This window comes from Echinicola strongylocentroti (genome assembly GCF_003260975.1).
Classification (GTDB): Bacteria; Bacteroidota; Bacteroidia; order Cytophagales; family Cyclobacteriaceae; genus Echinicola; species Echinicola strongylocentroti.
In genome coordinates this window covers 2488986-2504423 of record NZ_CP030041.1, presented here as the reverse complement: position 1 = coordinate 2504423, position 15438 = coordinate 2488986, and the positions used below count along the sequence as shown (strand labels likewise).

Annotated in this window: 17 protein-coding genes; 13 read left to right on the top strand and 4 right to left on the bottom strand. The window is 44.4% G+C overall.

Annotated elements, in window-relative coordinates; all coding sequences use genetic code 11:
* Positions 1–54: 54 nt before the first annotated feature.
* Complete coding sequence (locus DN752_RS09660) at positions 55–771, bottom strand: class I SAM-dependent methyltransferase (protein WP_112783747.1); 717 nt, start codon at positions 769–771, stop codon at positions 55–57.
* Positions 772–800: 29 nt separating this feature from the next.
* Between DN752_RS09660 and DN752_RS09655 the strand changes: the two genes are divergently transcribed.
* On the top strand, positions 801–1262 hold the full coding sequence (locus tag DN752_RS09655) for a hypothetical protein (protein ID WP_112783746.1): 462 nt from the start codon (positions 801–803) through the stop codon (positions 1260–1262).
* 236 nt (positions 1263–1498) lie between these two features.
* On the opposite strand, the gene DN752_RS09650 is transcribed toward DN752_RS09655, so the two are convergent.
* The 3 genes from DN752_RS09650 to DN752_RS09640 form a co-directional block, all read right to left on the bottom strand.
* Positions 1499–2212 carry an SAM-dependent methyltransferase gene (locus DN752_RS09650; protein WP_112783745.1) on the bottom strand — a complete coding sequence of 238 codons (714 nt, stop codon included), beginning with the start codon at positions 2210–2212 and terminating at the stop codon, positions 1499–1501.
* 163 nt (positions 2213–2375) lie between these two features.
* Positions 2376–3137, bottom strand: a complete 762-nt coding sequence (locus DN752_RS09645) for an alpha/beta fold hydrolase (RefSeq protein WP_112783744.1) — start codon at positions 3135–3137, stop codon at positions 2376–2378.
* 133 nt (positions 3138–3270) lie between these two features.
* A complete protein-coding gene (locus tag DN752_RS09640; RefSeq protein ID WP_112783743.1) occupies positions 3271–3996 on the bottom strand; it encodes a pyridoxine 5'-phosphate synthase in 726 nt (241 codons plus the stop codon).
* 63 nt (positions 3997–4059) lie between these two features.
* Here DN752_RS09640 and DN752_RS09635 point away from each other — a divergent pair, with 63 nt between their 5' ends.
* From DN752_RS09635 to DN752_RS09580, 12 genes are all read left to right on the top strand, one after another.
* Positions 4060–4506, top strand: a complete 447-nt coding sequence (locus DN752_RS09635; RefSeq protein ID WP_112783742.1) for a GatB/YqeY domain-containing protein — start codon at positions 4060–4062, stop codon at positions 4504–4506.
* 76 nt (positions 4507–4582) lie between these two features.
* Positions 4583–5128: a CvpA family protein gene (locus DN752_RS09630; RefSeq protein WP_112783741.1), complete on the top strand. Its 546-nt coding sequence runs from the start codon at positions 4583–4585 to the stop codon at positions 5126–5128.
* Positions 5112–5690, top strand: coding sequence for an anthranilate synthase component II (locus tag DN752_RS09625; protein WP_112783740.1), 579 nt, complete (start codon positions 5112–5114; stop codon positions 5688–5690). Before DN752_RS09630 ends, DN752_RS09625 begins: the two co-directional genes overlap by 17 nt.
* A gap of 378 nt (positions 5691–6068) precedes the next feature.
* The gene (locus tag DN752_RS09620; RefSeq protein ID WP_112783739.1) at positions 6069–6734 is read left to right on the top strand and encodes a CBS domain-containing protein; all 666 of its coding nucleotides are present in this window, start codon (positions 6069–6071) and stop codon (positions 6732–6734) included.
* A 10-nt stretch (positions 6735–6744) separates the two neighbouring features.
* Positions 6745–7620, top strand: coding sequence for an NAD kinase (locus tag DN752_RS09615; RefSeq protein ID WP_112783738.1), 876 nt, complete (start codon positions 6745–6747; stop codon positions 7618–7620).
* Positions 7621–7694: 74 nt separating this feature from the next.
* Positions 7695–8477 (top strand): type IX secretion system protein PorG, encoded by a 783-nt coding sequence (porG, locus tag DN752_RS09610; protein WP_112783737.1) that lies wholly within the window; start codon positions 7695–7697, stop codon positions 8475–8477.
* 82 nt (positions 8478–8559) lie between these two features.
* On the top strand, positions 8560–9297 hold the full coding sequence (locus tag DN752_RS09605) for an isoprenyl transferase (RefSeq protein WP_112783736.1): 738 nt from the start codon (positions 8560–8562) through the stop codon (positions 9295–9297).
* A 5-nt stretch (positions 9298–9302) separates the two neighbouring features.
* Entirely contained in the window at positions 9303–12014 is a 2712-nt protein-coding gene (locus DN752_RS09600; protein WP_112783735.1) for a BamA/OMP85 family outer membrane protein, read from the top strand.
* Positions 12015–12017: 3 nt separating this feature from the next.
* Positions 12018–12593: an OmpH family outer membrane protein gene (locus DN752_RS09595; RefSeq protein WP_112783734.1), complete on the top strand. Its 576-nt coding sequence runs from the start codon at positions 12018–12020 to the stop codon at positions 12591–12593.
* A gap of 19 nt (positions 12594–12612) precedes the next feature.
* Positions 12613–13173, top strand: coding sequence for an OmpH family outer membrane protein (locus tag DN752_RS09590; RefSeq protein ID WP_112783733.1), 561 nt, complete (start codon positions 12613–12615; stop codon positions 13171–13173).
* A 392-nt stretch (positions 13174–13565) separates the two neighbouring features.
* Positions 13566–13871, top strand: coding sequence for a thioredoxin (gene trxA / locus DN752_RS09585; protein WP_112783732.1), 306 nt, complete (start codon positions 13566–13568; stop codon positions 13869–13871).
* A gap of 485 nt (positions 13872–14356) precedes the next feature.
* Entirely contained in the window at positions 14357–14863 is a 507-nt protein-coding gene (locus DN752_RS09580; RefSeq protein WP_112786489.1) for a DUF4168 domain-containing protein, read from the top strand.
* The last annotated feature ends 575 nt before the right edge of the window (positions 14864–15438 follow it).

Here is a 15438-nt window from a genome sequence, read left to right as displayed (position 1 = left end):
AACGGAGGCTCAGACCAAAAGGGGCTCATGCTCAATGACCATATATCGGTGGGCTTATTTGAAGGCTACGTATGAGGTAAAGCAAAGGTGCTTGTGCAAAACCTCTGTTGAACGAAAGCCTGCTTTTTGGGCCACATCTATTTGGTATTGTGTGCTGCGTGGACTGTCTTCCTTTTCGATATAATCGAACACATGGTCCCGGTAATTTTCATCTTTTAGATTGGCCAGAAACTGTCCGTATTTTTGCCGGTACAGTAAATCCTGGATTTTTGGCTCATCGTGGGAGACCAAATCAAAGACCCACAAGCTTCCACCTGGCTTTAGTAGACGATGCAGCTTCATAAAAGCAGTTTCCCAATCTTCATCATCCCTTAGGTGGTGCAGTACCGCCGTGGCAATGATGACATCGTAAGTGTTTTCCTGTAGCGGCAGCTTTCTGAAATCTCCTTTGATGGTGGTTACTTCGCCATCAGTAAGCGAAGCACTCCTTTCTTTTGCCCGCTCCAGCATGGGCTGGCTAAGATCTGCCAAGGTGACGTTTGGAGCTGCTTTAAGCTTGGATAGGAGCTTTACCGTGTAATTTCCCGCTCCACACCCAATGTCCAGTAATTGGGTCAAATCCGGATACAGCTGGGCGATACCATCTGTGATCAATTCCATGTTGAAAAGTGCATCTACGGTGGAGGCTTGGCCTGTTTCGAGATTGGAGAATCGGTCCACGTCGTTGTCAAATCGTTTTTCGATTTCTGATAAGGTTGATTTATTTGCCATAGTGAATATAGTTTTAACCCGGACTATCAATGTCGTTTAGTTGGTGTGTATCTGGAAATATTGATTTAATTATTTTTCTTGCTAAATCCCAAGATAGTTTTCATCTCTTTACCTTTGTTACTTTTTTGCTTCAGGTCAAAAAAGTAACCAAAAAACCCCGCCGCTGTGCATCTATTGGCCTAAAATTAAAACCTGCCCTCATGCAGGCAAACTCCTCCTTTTTAGCTGCCAACATTCTTTTTGGGCAGCATTTCGTCAGACAAGCCTGCCTTATTGCCCGCCCGCTTTTTAATTTCTTAACGCTCAATACCTGCAAGGCGGATCCATTTTATACATGTTTAAAAAGACCATGGATTAAAATCATAATTCTCTCAATGGACGATCCGTATTGGGAAATCTTCTTAACTAAACGACATTGCCCGGAATATACATTAGCCTATCTATTGCGACCTGACCCGCCGCCGCAACGCTCACATCTCCAAACTAACTGATTTTATTGCACTTTCAAATCTTCCCGATAGCTATCGAGACAGGTTATAACGATTCCTAATTCATAAACCGGGTTGAACTTGGGTATTGGTTTTGAGTTGAAGAAGAAGTCAGTAGATTTTAGTAGTCTTAGTCTGCGTCTCCAGACGCTGACTAGTTGGTTGAAGAGATGTGTGGAGGCATTGGCTTGCCAAAAACCTATCACCTACAAACCTGTTAACCTTAGCACCTTAGCACCTCAATAATTCGTGTCCAGTACAAAAACCGTTGGGATTTTGTGGAGGTCGATTTTCACCTTGCGCCATTCTGCAATGGTCTTGGTTTGGATAAATTCGTCTTTGGCGGTTAGGTTTTTGGCGATGCAGAGTTTGGTATTGGGATGAAGGTGGGTTTTCAGGTCTTCCAGCAGGTGGTTGTTACGGAAGGGCGTTTCCATAAAAAGCTGTGTCCGTCGGTATTGGGAGGATTCACTTTCCAGGCTTTTGATGGCCTGCACCCGGGCTTTTTTGTCAATGGGAAGATAACCATGAAAGGTAAACGACTGTCCATTGAAGCCTGCTCCCATCAGTGCCATGAACATGGAGGAAGGTCCCGAAAGTGGTACCACTTGGATGTTTTTTTGGTGGGCAAATGCCACGGCCACTGCACCCGGGTCTGCGATTCCTGGACAGCCGGCCTCTGAGATGATGCCCATGTCATGTCCGTCAAAGATCGGTTGGAGCAATTGTGGCATTTGGGTGGCCTTGGTCTTTTTGTCCAATACCTCAAACTGCAGCTCTTCGATCGTGAGTCCAAGTCTCAGGCTGGAGATATATCGCCTGGCCGTTCGGAGGTTTTCTGCCAAGAAATAAGTGGTATGGCTGATCACTTCTTTGACCTGAGGACTGATGATTTCCTGGCCTGTGCCTTCTGCCAAAACATTGGGAATCAGATAGAGTTTTCCTTTTTTCATAATTGACGGTTAACGGTGCAACTTACTGCTATCAAGGGAGTGCTTTTTACGGATATTGCAAATAAAGATGGATGGTAATGCGCAAATTGGAAGCGGTAGAATTGCGGAAGACCATTGATGTTCTATGCAATTTATTGCTATCAGATTCGCTATTTTTGAGACTTTATCCCAAAAATGCCTTGACTGTCGCTACTACGGCATCAGGCTGTTCTGCATGGAGCCAGTGTCCGGCATTTTTGATTGTGATCAGTTTGTGTTCTGGGAAATACTTCTCCAAGTCTTCCTTGTCCTTATCTTGGATATAATCAGAATTGGCACCACGCATGAAGAGGGTCGGCCCATCATAGGTCTTGTCGCTATCGAGCCCTTCACCCACATTTTCGATTTTTTCGGTGATGACGGGCAAGTTGATTTTCCATACGAATTTGCGGTCATCATCCCTGCCAAGGCTTTTCATGAGGAATTGCCTGACTCCTGCTTCGGGGATATGTTCGGCAAGGGTCTCATCGGCCTCTTTTCTGGATTTGAGACTGTCCATGTCGATCGCATTTAGCCCTTCGAGAATGGTTTGGTGGTGGGGCGGATAATAACGTGGAGCGATGTCGGCGATGATCAGTTTTTTGACTTTGCCGGGGTGTCTTAGCGCAAAGTTCATGGCCGTTTTTCCTCCCATGGAATGCCCCATGATATAGGCAGCCTCCAGTCCTTGTGAAGTCATAAAGGTGGCCAGGTCATCTACCATGGCTTTATAGCTCCACTCATCACTTTTGGGAGAGTCCCCGTGGTTTCGTTGGTCCAGAAGGTACATGGTATACTCTTCTTCCAGCTCTTTAGCTATACTGAGCCAGTTGTCAGCAGAACCAAAAAGACCGTGCAGAATAATCAATGGCTTGCCTTGACCTACTTTTTTATAGTTAAGTTTCATGCTATAGTTTTTTGTTGAATTGTTTTACCGTCGAGCCAAACGCTCCACTTTTTGGCGTACCGGGGCACAGCCCTCGGTACAACTGTTTTAGTTTCTCACTACTCAAGACTCACGGCTCATTACTCAATACTAATTATTCTTCCTCCATTTCCAACTGCCTTCGGTACATCTGGATGGTGTTTTCCAGACCGTAATATAGCGCATCACAGATCAGCGCATGACCGATGGACACTTCGTCCAAGAAGGGAATGCTTTCTTTGAGAAAGCGGAGATTGTCCAGGTCCAGATCATGTCCGGCATTGAGGCCGAGGCCAAGTTCTTTGGCGATATTGGCTACTTCTACGTACGGTTTTACCGCTTCCTGTTTGTTTTTATGAAAATTACTGGCGTAAGGCTCCGTGTAAAGCTCCACCCTGTCGGTTCCTGTGAGCTTGGCCGGTTCGAAGTGTTTTTTGTCAGGGTTGATGAAAATAGAAGTACGCGTGCCGTATTCGTGCAATTCAGCAATGATATCCTTCAGCTCCTCTTGGTGGGCGATGGTGTCCCAGCCGGTGTTGGAGGTGAGCACATGGGGTGGATCGGGCACCAAGGTGGCTTGGGCAGGCCGTGCCAGTCGAATTATTTCCATAAAACGTTTGTCAGGATAACCTTCGATGTTAAATTCGGTGGTGACTACATCCTTAAGCTTCATGACATCGTCATAGCGAATGTGTCTTTCGTCTGGTCTAGGGTGTACAGTGATGCCCTGAGAGCCGAATTTTTCAGCATCCAAGGCGACTTGGATCACATCTGGATTATTCCCGCCACGGGCATTTCTGATGGTGGCGATCTTGTTAATATTTACGCTGAGTTTGGTCATTTTATTAAATTATGCTCTAATTTTGTTCAAAATTACACCTTAAATAACATAAAGATAAAGATAATGAGTTTAAAGCAAAGTATAGAAGCCGAGATCAAGAACGCCATGCGCTCCAAGGACAAAGACCGTTTGCGGGCTTTGCGGTCCATTAAGTCCATGATCATGTTGGAAGAAACCAAAGGGGCAGAAAAAGGCATGACCGAGGATGAAGAAATGAAGCTTTTGACCAAAGCCGCCAAGCAGCGCAGGGATTCTTTGGAGATTTACGAGCAGCAGGGACGTGAAGATTTGGCCGCTACTGAGCAATCAGAGTTGGATATCATCAATGAATTTCTTCCGAAACAATTGAGCGAAGAAGAGCTTGAAGGCGAGTTGAAGGCGATCATTGCGGAAGTGGGAGCTGAAGGGCCAAAAGACATGGGCAAAGTGATGGGAGCCGCGACCAAAAAACTGGCAGGAAAGGCAGATGGTAAATTGATCTCACAGAAAGTCAAGCAGCTATTGGCATAGAAGTCGAGCTTGTAAACTGAAGGTGGAGAGCCAAGTGCCGGTCTCTCACATAATTTCGTACTAACAAATCACCCATTTGAACACAATAGATATAATTATACTGATATTATTGGCCATTGGGGCTTATAGTGGCTATAGACAAGGGCTGTTTATTGGTATATTATCTATTGTGGCGTTTATCATTGGGATAGTGTTTGCCTTTAAGTTTATGCATTGGGGGGCGGACCTTTTGGCAGAGCGGGTGGAGAGCTTGACCTTTATGCTGCCTTTCATTTCCTTTTTGATCATTTTTTTGTTGGTGACGATTACGATACGGATATTGGCGTATCTGGTCAAGAAGACCTTGGACCTAACCATCTTGGGGACCTTTGATAATTTTGCAGGTGCTATCCTAGGATTGCTGAAATGGGGCTTTATGCTTAGTCTGTTGATCTGGGTGGCCATGTCCTTTGGTGTGGAGATGCCACGTGAAGAACTGGAGAAGAGCTATCTTTTTGGTGTGTTGGAGCCTTTTGCGCCACTGGTGATTGATGCAATGGGAGCCATTACCCCTGTCATTCAGGATGCAGTGGGACGAATTAATGAACTGGTCGAAAAGTCGCAGGATGCTGTTACTAATTGATAATTTTGATTCTTTTTCGCATATCCTAGCGGATTACTTTAGGCAGGCGGGTTTTGCGTTGGACATCGTTAGGAATGATACCCCATTGGCATTGCTGAAAGAGAGAAAATACGATGGTCTAGTGCTTTCTCCGGGACCAGAAACACCGTCCAAGGCAGGCAATCTCAAGGATATTTTCGATTATTTTCATGACAAATTGCCTGTGTTGGGGGTCTGTTTGGGACATCAGTGTATAGGGGAGTTTTTTGGTGCCACGCTGGTAAAAGGCAAACGTCCCGTGCATGGTAAAGTCCACCCAGTCATCAAGCTCAATGACCACCCCGTGCTGAATGGTTTGCCTGATCGGTTTAAGGTGACCCGTTATCATTCTTTGGAGCTTGCTGAGTTGCCATATTGCCTTCTGCCGCTCTTGGAGACCGAGCATGGGGAGTTGATGGCCATGGCCCACCGAACCCTCCCTATCGTGGGTATTCAGTTTCACCCTGAAGCACACCTGAGCGAGTATGGTGTGGCATTGATCAAAAACTGGGGAGAAATCGTAAGAAAGATTAGTGTCAAGTAGGGAGAAATGAAGTATTAAGTACTAACCTGAGCTCGACTTAATTTTAGTATAAAAAGCGTCATTGCAAACCCTTTTTAGGAGGATGTGGGTTGGAAAAGGGTGTGGCAACTCGCCGCGGCGAGCTGCCACGGCTTCCACTCCTCAAATCTCCCCCCTAAGCCTCGCAGTGCATGTTCCGACCACTGTACGGAAACGGTTTTATAATCGAACTGAGGTTACTAAGTATCAAGTACTGGGTTGTGCCAGCATTGGCAAGTTTAGAGTTGCTGACTCCATTAAACCGGGTTAAAGTCAGGAGAAAACAAAAAAAGCCATAACTGTACGCGGTATCTTCTTTTTACGTTTTAATAAATGGATACTATTTAATATCTTTAAAACATGCAGGCGTACGAATTCATCAACAACATGATCCCTCCATTGAAACTCACGGATAAGGTGAGGATGGCACTGTCATGGATGGAGGAGATTCGTACGGATGTGTTGCCAGTAGTGGAGGGAGGATATTTCAGGGGGCTGGTTACCGATGAGATGATTTACACGATCAATAAAGAAGATATCCTGGTTTCCGATGTTCCACTGGAGTCGGAAGGCTGTTTTGTGTTGAAGGATAAACATATCTACGACGTTCTCCGTGTGGCTTCGGAATACCAAAGCAATATGGTGGCCGTAGTAGACAATGATAATGTCTATCATGGCGTGGTCACACTAGAGGATTCGATTGCAGCCTTTGCTGATACCCTGTCGATCCAAGCGCAAGGAGGGGTGTTGGTGCTATCGATGTTTATGACGGATTATAGTCTATATGAAATTGCACGGGTGATCGAGTCGGAGAATGCCAAGGTGCTGAGTAGTTTTTTGACCAGCGACCCATTGGATGAGAGCAAGATCAAGGTGGTGATAAAAGTGGACAAAACTGAACTTAGGCATATTAAGGCCACCTTAGAGCGGTTTGGGTACAAGGTCATTGATCATTATCAGGAGGAAATGGATGAAAACAAGGAACAAGACCGACTGGACAACCTGATGCGATTTTTGAATATCTAACAGAAAACAAATGAAGATAACCATCCATGGTATAAGTTTTCAAAAGGAATTTGTGCCATATATAGAGAAGTTGATAGATGTGCTGCATGGTCATGGTACCGATTTATATTTAACCGAAGCATTTTCAAAATATTTGAACAAATCCGGGGCTAAGGCTACCGGATTCACTGTGTTGGGTGACCGTGAGACACTAGAAGACATGGATTTTGTGATTTCGGTGGGGGGAGATGGCACCTTGCTGGATACGGTGTCGCTGGTGGGAGAGTATGAAGTACCGATCGTGGGGATCAATACCGGCAGGATGGGGTTCTTGGCGACGATTGCCAAAGAAGATGTCGAAAAGGCAGTTCAAGTGCTTTTTGATGGAGAGTTTACGATACAGGATAGGATATTGATAAACCTGGAAGCAGACCAGAAGCTGTTTAATGGTGTTCCTTATGGACTTAACGAGTTTACGGTCCATAAGCGGGATACTTCCTCTATGATCATTGTGCATACGTACATTGATGGGGAGTACCTGAACAGTTACTGGGCTGATGGGTTGATTGTGGCAACGCCCACTGGTTCTACGGGCTATTCCCTAAGCTGCGGAGGGCCCTTGATATCCCCGTCTGCAAAGAATTTTGTGATCACCCCGGTAAGTCCGCACAATTTGAACGTGAGACCGATGATCGTTTCTGATGAGAGTGAAATCTCTTTTTCGATAGAAGGAAGGAGCAAGAAATTTTTGATATCCTTGGACTCTCGATCCACGGCGGTGGATGCATCGGTAAAGCTGAAAGTAAAACGGGAAAAATTTGTCGCCAGACTGGTTAAGTTTCACGATTACAGCTTCTTCGATACCTTGCGCAAAAAGCTGAATTGGGGCTTTGATATGAGAAATTAGTTTTAACATAAATTAACCCTGAGAATACTGAGCAGGGTTTTTTATTCGTTGAGTACTTTATAAATTGCAGCGTCTTGAAAAAAGTCAATTTTCAGTTATTGTGTTTTTCGTTCCTGATTTTGGTGTTAATGTCCATGTCAGTACAGAACGGATATGCGCAAAAGACAAAAGAATATGGCTTCGGTCTTGGAGTGGCTACTTATTCTGGTGATATCATCAGGAAATTGGATCCCTCACAGATCGGCCTTCAAGGTACGTTATTTGGCAGACGAAAATTTGACAATGTCTGGAGTTTACGATATGGTATCGCACTGGCCGGGCTAAATGCCGCTGACAGTGTGCGTCCGCTGGATGCCGTGGCCCAAGCCCGTAATGCCTATTTCAAAGGACTACTGGTAGAAGGCCACGTGATGATGGAGTATCATTTTCTCGATTATCTGGCTCCGCATTCGCCTGTAAGGTATTCACCTTACGGCTTCTTTGGGATAGGCTACACCATGTTTTTCGGAGAGGGCCAAGCCTATCAAGGCGAGCTAGCTCCGGATGAAGACGGGGATTATTCCTTGTCCACTCCCGTTATCCCGTTTGGCTTGGGAGTAAAGTACCAACTGCAAGAACGCTTGTTTTTGTCTTTGGAGTTTGGTTTTAGGCCGACCTTGTCCGACTTTTTGGATAAGATCGAGTCGGATGAAACCCACCTTCCTCGCTTTCCTGTAGATCCAGATGATGGTTCGGGAGGTGCCAGCACAGTGCCTTACGGAATTAACTACGGTAACAAAGCCGATAAAGACTGGTATTATTTTTTAGGTGTGACACTCAGCTACTCCTTTCACAAGATCGAATGCTTTAATTATTAATTAATTGGCATCGGGGATAGAATATTAAAAAAGAAATAGCATTTTTGTACCTCCAAAAAAATTAAGCTCGGATAAAACTGGAATGAAGGAAGCGATAGACAAGGAAAGGATTCCCAAGCACATTGCTGTAATCATGGATGGTAATGGCCGCTGGGCCCAAGGCAAAGGAGCCAAACGGGTGTTTGGCCATAAAAATGCCATTACAGCCGTCAGAGAGACCATTACCGGAGCCAATGATTTGGGTGTGGAGTATTTGACGCTTTATACATTTTCTACCGAAAACTGGTCCAGACCGAAGCTCGAGGTGAAAGCCATTATGGAGCTGTTGGTGAAGACCTTGACTGATCAGGTGCCCAACCTGATGGAAGATAATGTAAAACTCACCTTGGTAGGAGATATGGATATGCTCCCTTCCAGGGGACGAGCAAAACTAAAAGAAGCCATCAAACAAACTTCAGGGAATACAGGCTTGACCTTGATCCTGGCGCTGAGTTATAGTGGAAGATGGGAGATTACCAATACCGTAAAAGACATTGCCAAAAAAGTAGCTGACAAAGAAATTGATGTAGATGAGATTACAGAAGATATAATCACCGCTCACCTACTGACCAAGGATTATCCTGATCCAGAACTTCTGATCAGGACCAGTGGAGAGTTGCGGATCAGTAACTTTCTGCTTTGGCAATTGGCCTATACTGAACTGTATTTTACAGAGGTATTATGGCCGGACTTTAGAAAAGAGCACCTGATGGAAGCCGTAGCGGATTATCAACGTAGAGAAAGACGCTTTGGCAAAACAGGTGCCCAGATAAAATCATGAGATTAATGAGAAGGAGCTTACTTGTAATATGCTTATTCCTCCCGATGTTTATCGGGATTACCGGTGTCACGCAGGCCCAGATTAGACTGGGACAGAGTCGTTATTCCGCACAAAAGCCTGTCGATATTCTTGAGCTGAACTATGCGCAGCCAAAGAAATATAAAATAGCAGAAATCAAAGCGGTGGGGCTTTCTACCTTGGATGAGACGGCGATTATCTCATTATCCGGCCTGAAAGTCGGTGATGAGATCAGCGTACCGGGAGATGCCATCTCCGATGCATTGAAAAAACTATGGCAACAGGGTATTATCGGAGACGTGAAAATCCTGGTGACCAAGATCGAAGGCGATGAAATACACCTGTTGCTAGACCTGACAGAGCGTCCAAGGTTTAGCATTGTGGAGTTTACAGGAGTGAGCTCTACCCAAGAAAGCGAACTTCGTGACAAAGTGCAGATCAGGGGGCGTGTGGTGCGTGAAGATGTACTGAATTCCTCCAAAAGAAAAATCACCAACTATTTTGTGGAGAAAGGTTACCTGAATACGGAGGTCAAGATCGTTCAGGAAAGGGACACCTCCTTCCCCAATAGTGTGAAGCTGCGCTTTGACGTGGACAAGAAGTCCAAGGTAAAGATCAATGAGATCGCCATTACTGGAAATGAGGAAATCACAGATGGTAAAATAAAAAAGAAGATGAAAAAGACCAACGAGCATGCTCGTGTATGGATCTTTAAGGATGTCTTCGAAAGGATCAAAAATGCAGATGCCGAAAAGGTAGGCAATAGCATTGCCCACCGTAATCCTGTGACTGATGAAGAGGTGAAAACCTACATCAACAAGAATTTTAAGCTGAATTTCTTCAATAGCTCGAAGTTCAACAAAAAGGAGTACCGTAACGATAAAGATAATATCATCAACTTCTATCAGACCAAAGGTTACCGTGATGCAGAAATCCTAGCCGATTCTGTGTATGACTTTGATGAGCGCACGGTCAATATCGATATTGACCTAGAAGAAGGGAGGAAATACTATTACAGGGAAATTTCTTTTACGGGTAACTATATCCATGACGATGCGGAGCTCTTGGCGAAGCTAGGGATACAGAAAGGGGATACTTATAATAAGGAATTGCTGGATAAACGACTGAATTATGATCCTACCAAGGGAGATGACATCAGTTCACTTTATCAAGATGATGGTTACCTGTTTTTCCAGATTGATCCAGTGGAGGTGAATGTGGCTGCAGATAGCATCGATATCGAGATGCGGATCTTCGAAGGGCCACAGGTGACGGTGAACAGTGTGTCTATCGAAGGAAATGAACGGACGTCTGACCATGTGGTGATGCGTGAGATCAGGATTCTGCCAGGGCAGAAGTTTGATCGATCACTTCTGGTAAGAACCATTCGGGAACTCTCGCAGATTGGGTACTTTGATCCTGAAACGATCAACCCTGACTTGAGACCAAACTTTGAGGATGCCACGGTGGATATCGTGTTTCAGCTGGAAGAAAGACCAAATGACCAGATCGAATTATCTGGTGGTTGGGGAGGTTTCTATGGTTTCGTCGGTACGGTCGGGCTGGTGTTCAATAACTTCTCCGTTCGTAACATTGGGGATTTCTCCAAGTGGCGACCACTTCCGGTGGGCGATGGCCAGAAACTTAGCCTAAGGGTACAGGCCAATGGTAAAAGTTTTCAGAACTATAGCTTCTCTTTTACTGAGCCTTGGTTTGGTGGCAAGAAACCCAATGCCCTTAGCGTAAGCCTTAATCACTCTGTACAGCGCCAGATCGATATCTATAATCAATCCAATTTTGGTAATGAGCTTGGGTTCTTTAAAATTACCGGCGTTACCGTGGGGCTAGCGAAGCGGGTGACCTGGCCAGATGATTACTTCAGTATTAGTAACTCCCTCCAATATCAGGTATATGAATTTGATCAATACGGAACCAGTTTTGGACTGAGCTTCCCGACCGGCAGGCTGAAGAGTTTTGTCTTTAACACCACCGTTTCCCGATCCAATGTGGATAGCCCGATTTACCCTAGAATGGGATCCAATATTTCCCTTGGGGTAAACTTCACGCCGCCGTATGCATCGTTGAACAAGAATATCACAGAAGATTCCCCTGATCAGGAGAAGTATAAATGGTTGGAATATCATAAATGGATGTTTGATGCCAAATTCTATACACCTATATTTGGCTCCAGTAAATTTGTGGTCAGTGCCAGGACACATATGGGCTTCTTGGGATCCTACAGCAAGAAAGTGGGCATGATTCCGGTGGAACGCTTTGTGATGGGGGGTGACGGAATGACCTTCAATAACTTCTCCTTGGGACAAGATATTATCGGTCTGAGAGGATATGAAAATCAGGTGTTGACGCCGGGTAGGAATACAAGGGGTATAGAAGGAGCAGATCCATATGGTGGTATAGTCTATAATAAATACGTAATGGAACTGCGTTACTTGGTATCGCCAAATCCATCAGCCACGATTTTCCTATTGGGCTTTGCCGAGGCAGGAAATAACTGGGGGGACTATGCGGAGTTTAACCCGTATGATTTGAAAAAATCCGCAGGGTTTGGTGCTAGGATCTTTATGCCAGCCTTTGGGCTGCTAGGGATCGACTGGGGTTATGGATTTGATGCTGCACCTGGAACTGTGCAGCCAAGTGGAGGAATGTTTCACTTTACAATTGGACAACAATTCAGGTAAAAGATGTTAAAGTGTCTTAAAATCGTATTTTTTCTGCTGTTAGTGACTTCTGCAGTACAGGCCCAAAAAATCGGGTTTGTGGACTCGGAATACATCCTGAACAAGCATCCGGATTATAAAATAGTCCAAGAAGAGCTTAAGAAGCAAGCCACAGCATGGAAAAAAGAGGCACAGAATTTGGAGAAAGAGATCAAGGAAATGTACAATGCCCTGAAAGCAGAGGAAGTCTTGCTTACGGAGGACATGTACAAGGAACGCATGGAGGATATCCGCCAAAAGGAAAAAGCCGCCAGCAACTATAATACCAGGGTCTTTGGCATGAATGGTGAGTACTATCAGAAGCAGGATGAGCTGATGAAGCCCTTGCAGTCCAAGATATTTGATGCTATCGATCGTGTGTCCAAGCGGAATGGCATCGCCATTATGTTTGACAAGGCGGCTGATCTGTCCATGATCTATACCAATCCGGTGCATGATTATTCGGATTTTGTCATTGATGAATTGGGGATAGATGAAAGTAGCGTGAATAAGGAAAAAGAAGCGCAAGGAACTGAAAATACAACAGAAGAAAACAAATAACTTAATTAAACAACAGATTATGAAAGTGAGAATTATCTTATCAGCCGTTGCTTTATTTTGTTTGAGCTTTGCGGCAAAAGCCCAGCAAGATATCAAAATTGGCTATACGAATGTGGAGGTACTGATGAGCCTGATGCCGGAGATGCAGCAGATCGACGCCGACATGCAGGATTATGGCAAGCAATTGCAAACTAACGTACAGACAAAAACACAAAACTTCCAAAGAGAAGTACAGTCTTACCAGCAGGCCGCCCAGACCATGACGGAAGAAGCGAGAGCTACTAAAGAACAAGAGTTGCAGAAATTGCAACAAGAGGTTCAAAAATATGAGCAAGATGCGCAGGTTTCTTACCAAAGAAAGTTGAGCGAGCTACTTGAACCGGTACAAACCAAAGTGTTTAATGCTATTAATTCGGTAGCTGCCGAGCATAACTATACGCATATCTTGTCAGAGACAGCCGGACAATCTCCCGTGCTGCTATACACCAAAGAAGCAGATAAATTCACCGAATTGGTGGCTGCTAAATTGGGTATCGAGCTTCCTGAGCAGATGCCAGAAGAAGCTGATCTTCCTCAGTAAATAGCGAAAAACAATCTATTGAAAAGCCCGGTTTTCCGGGCTTTTTTGGTTTATGGATGTTAACGAGGTGGAGGTAGTGGTTAGCAAAGTGTAATTATACAATTCTTTAACCCGGTTTATGCATTAGGAATCGTGATGAGGTTTGAAACTACAAGAAAATCAGGCTGTTTGGAGATTGAGGCATAGCACCGCTATGGTGAAATCGAAAACAGCAGCGAAGCGACTGATTTTGAAGTAGGTTCATACCGCAATAGATAGGCTAATGCATATTCCGGGTTTAACCCGTCATAGTGAGCGGAGCAAATTTTTTTATCATAAATGTATATCAGCGGTTAGTCCCCAAAAGTATCAACGAGGTTTCGGGAAAGTTATAAATCAAACTTAAGGTCGTTATGGCAAAGAAAAAATTCAACGATATCATTCGGCAATCTGATGTCCCTGTATTGGTGGACTTTTATGCGGATTGGTGCGGGCCGTGCCAGACCATGACCCCCGTGCTGGAAGAAGCCGTAAAAGAGTTGGATGGTAAAGTTAAGATAGTGAAGATAAACATAGACAAAAACCAACAGGCTGCCTACCATTTTGCGGTGAGGTCGATTCCCCACTATATACTTTTTAAGCGAGGGAAAATACTATGGAGAAAGGGCGGTTTGATGACCAAACGGGAGCTACTGCAGCAGTTGAAAGGCTTTGTTTAGGGGGAGTTCCTTAGTGGTTAGTTAGGGTTTTAACCACAGAGGTCACGAAGGAGGCACAAAGTGCGCAAAGAAACCTTGTGAGCTTAGTGCGGGCCTTAGTGTTCTTAGTGGTTAGTTAAGGTTTTAACCACGGAGGTCACGGAGGAGTCACCAAGTGCGCAAAGAAACCTTGTGAACTCTGTGCGGGCCTTTGAGTTCTTTGTGGTTAGTTAGAGTTAATGTTTCATTTTTAGACTTAATGCTAGGTGAGAGTGATTTTTGATCCTGAAAAAATGACATTTCTTTTTTGACTTTGGCCATTGGCATACGGCTTGCGGTAAATTTGGGTGACAAAGGCTTAAGTGCAAGTGTCTTGTTCAGATAAAATGAAAGTTTTGTATTATTTTATTTTTTTAGGATAATTTAACTTCAGAATTTTCGTTTTTATGGCAAAGGGTAGAAAATTTTGTACCTTCAAAAAATCGTAAATGAAAAACCAACCGATTATGATTAATTTCAAGCAAATGACAAAGGTAAGTCTGTTCTCCGCGCTATTGGTAATGCTGGGATTCAGTCTTCATGCTCAAGGAATCAGCCCACAGGCACCACAGAATCCTGCCAAAGCCTCAGACTTTACAGATGAGGAGTATGACAAGTTTGTAAGCATTAATGCCGAATTGATTCCTGTACAGCAGGAAGTGCAAGGCAAAATGATGGATGCCATCAAGGCAGAGGGGCTGGAAGTACAGCGCTTTCAGGAACTGGCGCAGGCCCAACAGTCAGGGTCATTGAAAGATGCGTCGGATGATCCGGAGGAAATTGGAAAGTTCAATAAGGCTGGCCAACAGGTCATGACCATCCAAAAGGAAGTACAGACCAAAGCGCAAGGACTGATTGAAGAAAATGACTTGTCCGTGCAAAAATTCCAACAAATGTCCATGGCCTATAACCAAAGCGAAGAAGTACGTGCCAAAGTGGATACGCTGATCAGCGAAAAGATGGAAGAACAATAAGTTATCACGTGTTTATTATAGATTGAAAAAGCATCCGCCTGGCGGGTGCTTTTTTTTGGTTCAAGGCAAAAGGTAAATAGGTTTTGTGATTATCCGCAATGATACCAGTAATCACAGGGAAATTAAATAGCTGCTCACAGAAAACATGGAAATCTCAGAAAAGCCTTATTTCATTCTGGGGGTTCTGTGCGTTTCGTGAGCAATAAAACCTATAATCACAATAGGTTTTGAATTAAATGAAAAAGGTGGAGCAGTCAGCTGGTGTCCAGTCACTCAAATCATATAGAACCAATGATTCCTTGACAAAAGCGAAGAGATCGACGGCCACTTTTATCAAATACGCTACAGCTCCCACTTGCTACTACAGTCCAAGGAATAGTAGTTGTTGGTGAATGTCTCCCGACTCATAGACTCCGTCTATAAGCAGGTGAATTAATCCATTGGCATTTTGAAACAATAGGTTGTACTTTTGGTTTCCATAAAAGGGAATTGGATGAATAGGGAGATTGCCCGGGATTTTTGAAATCCTATTGTAGGTAATCCCACGTATATTTCTAGTAAAGAGATCAAAACCT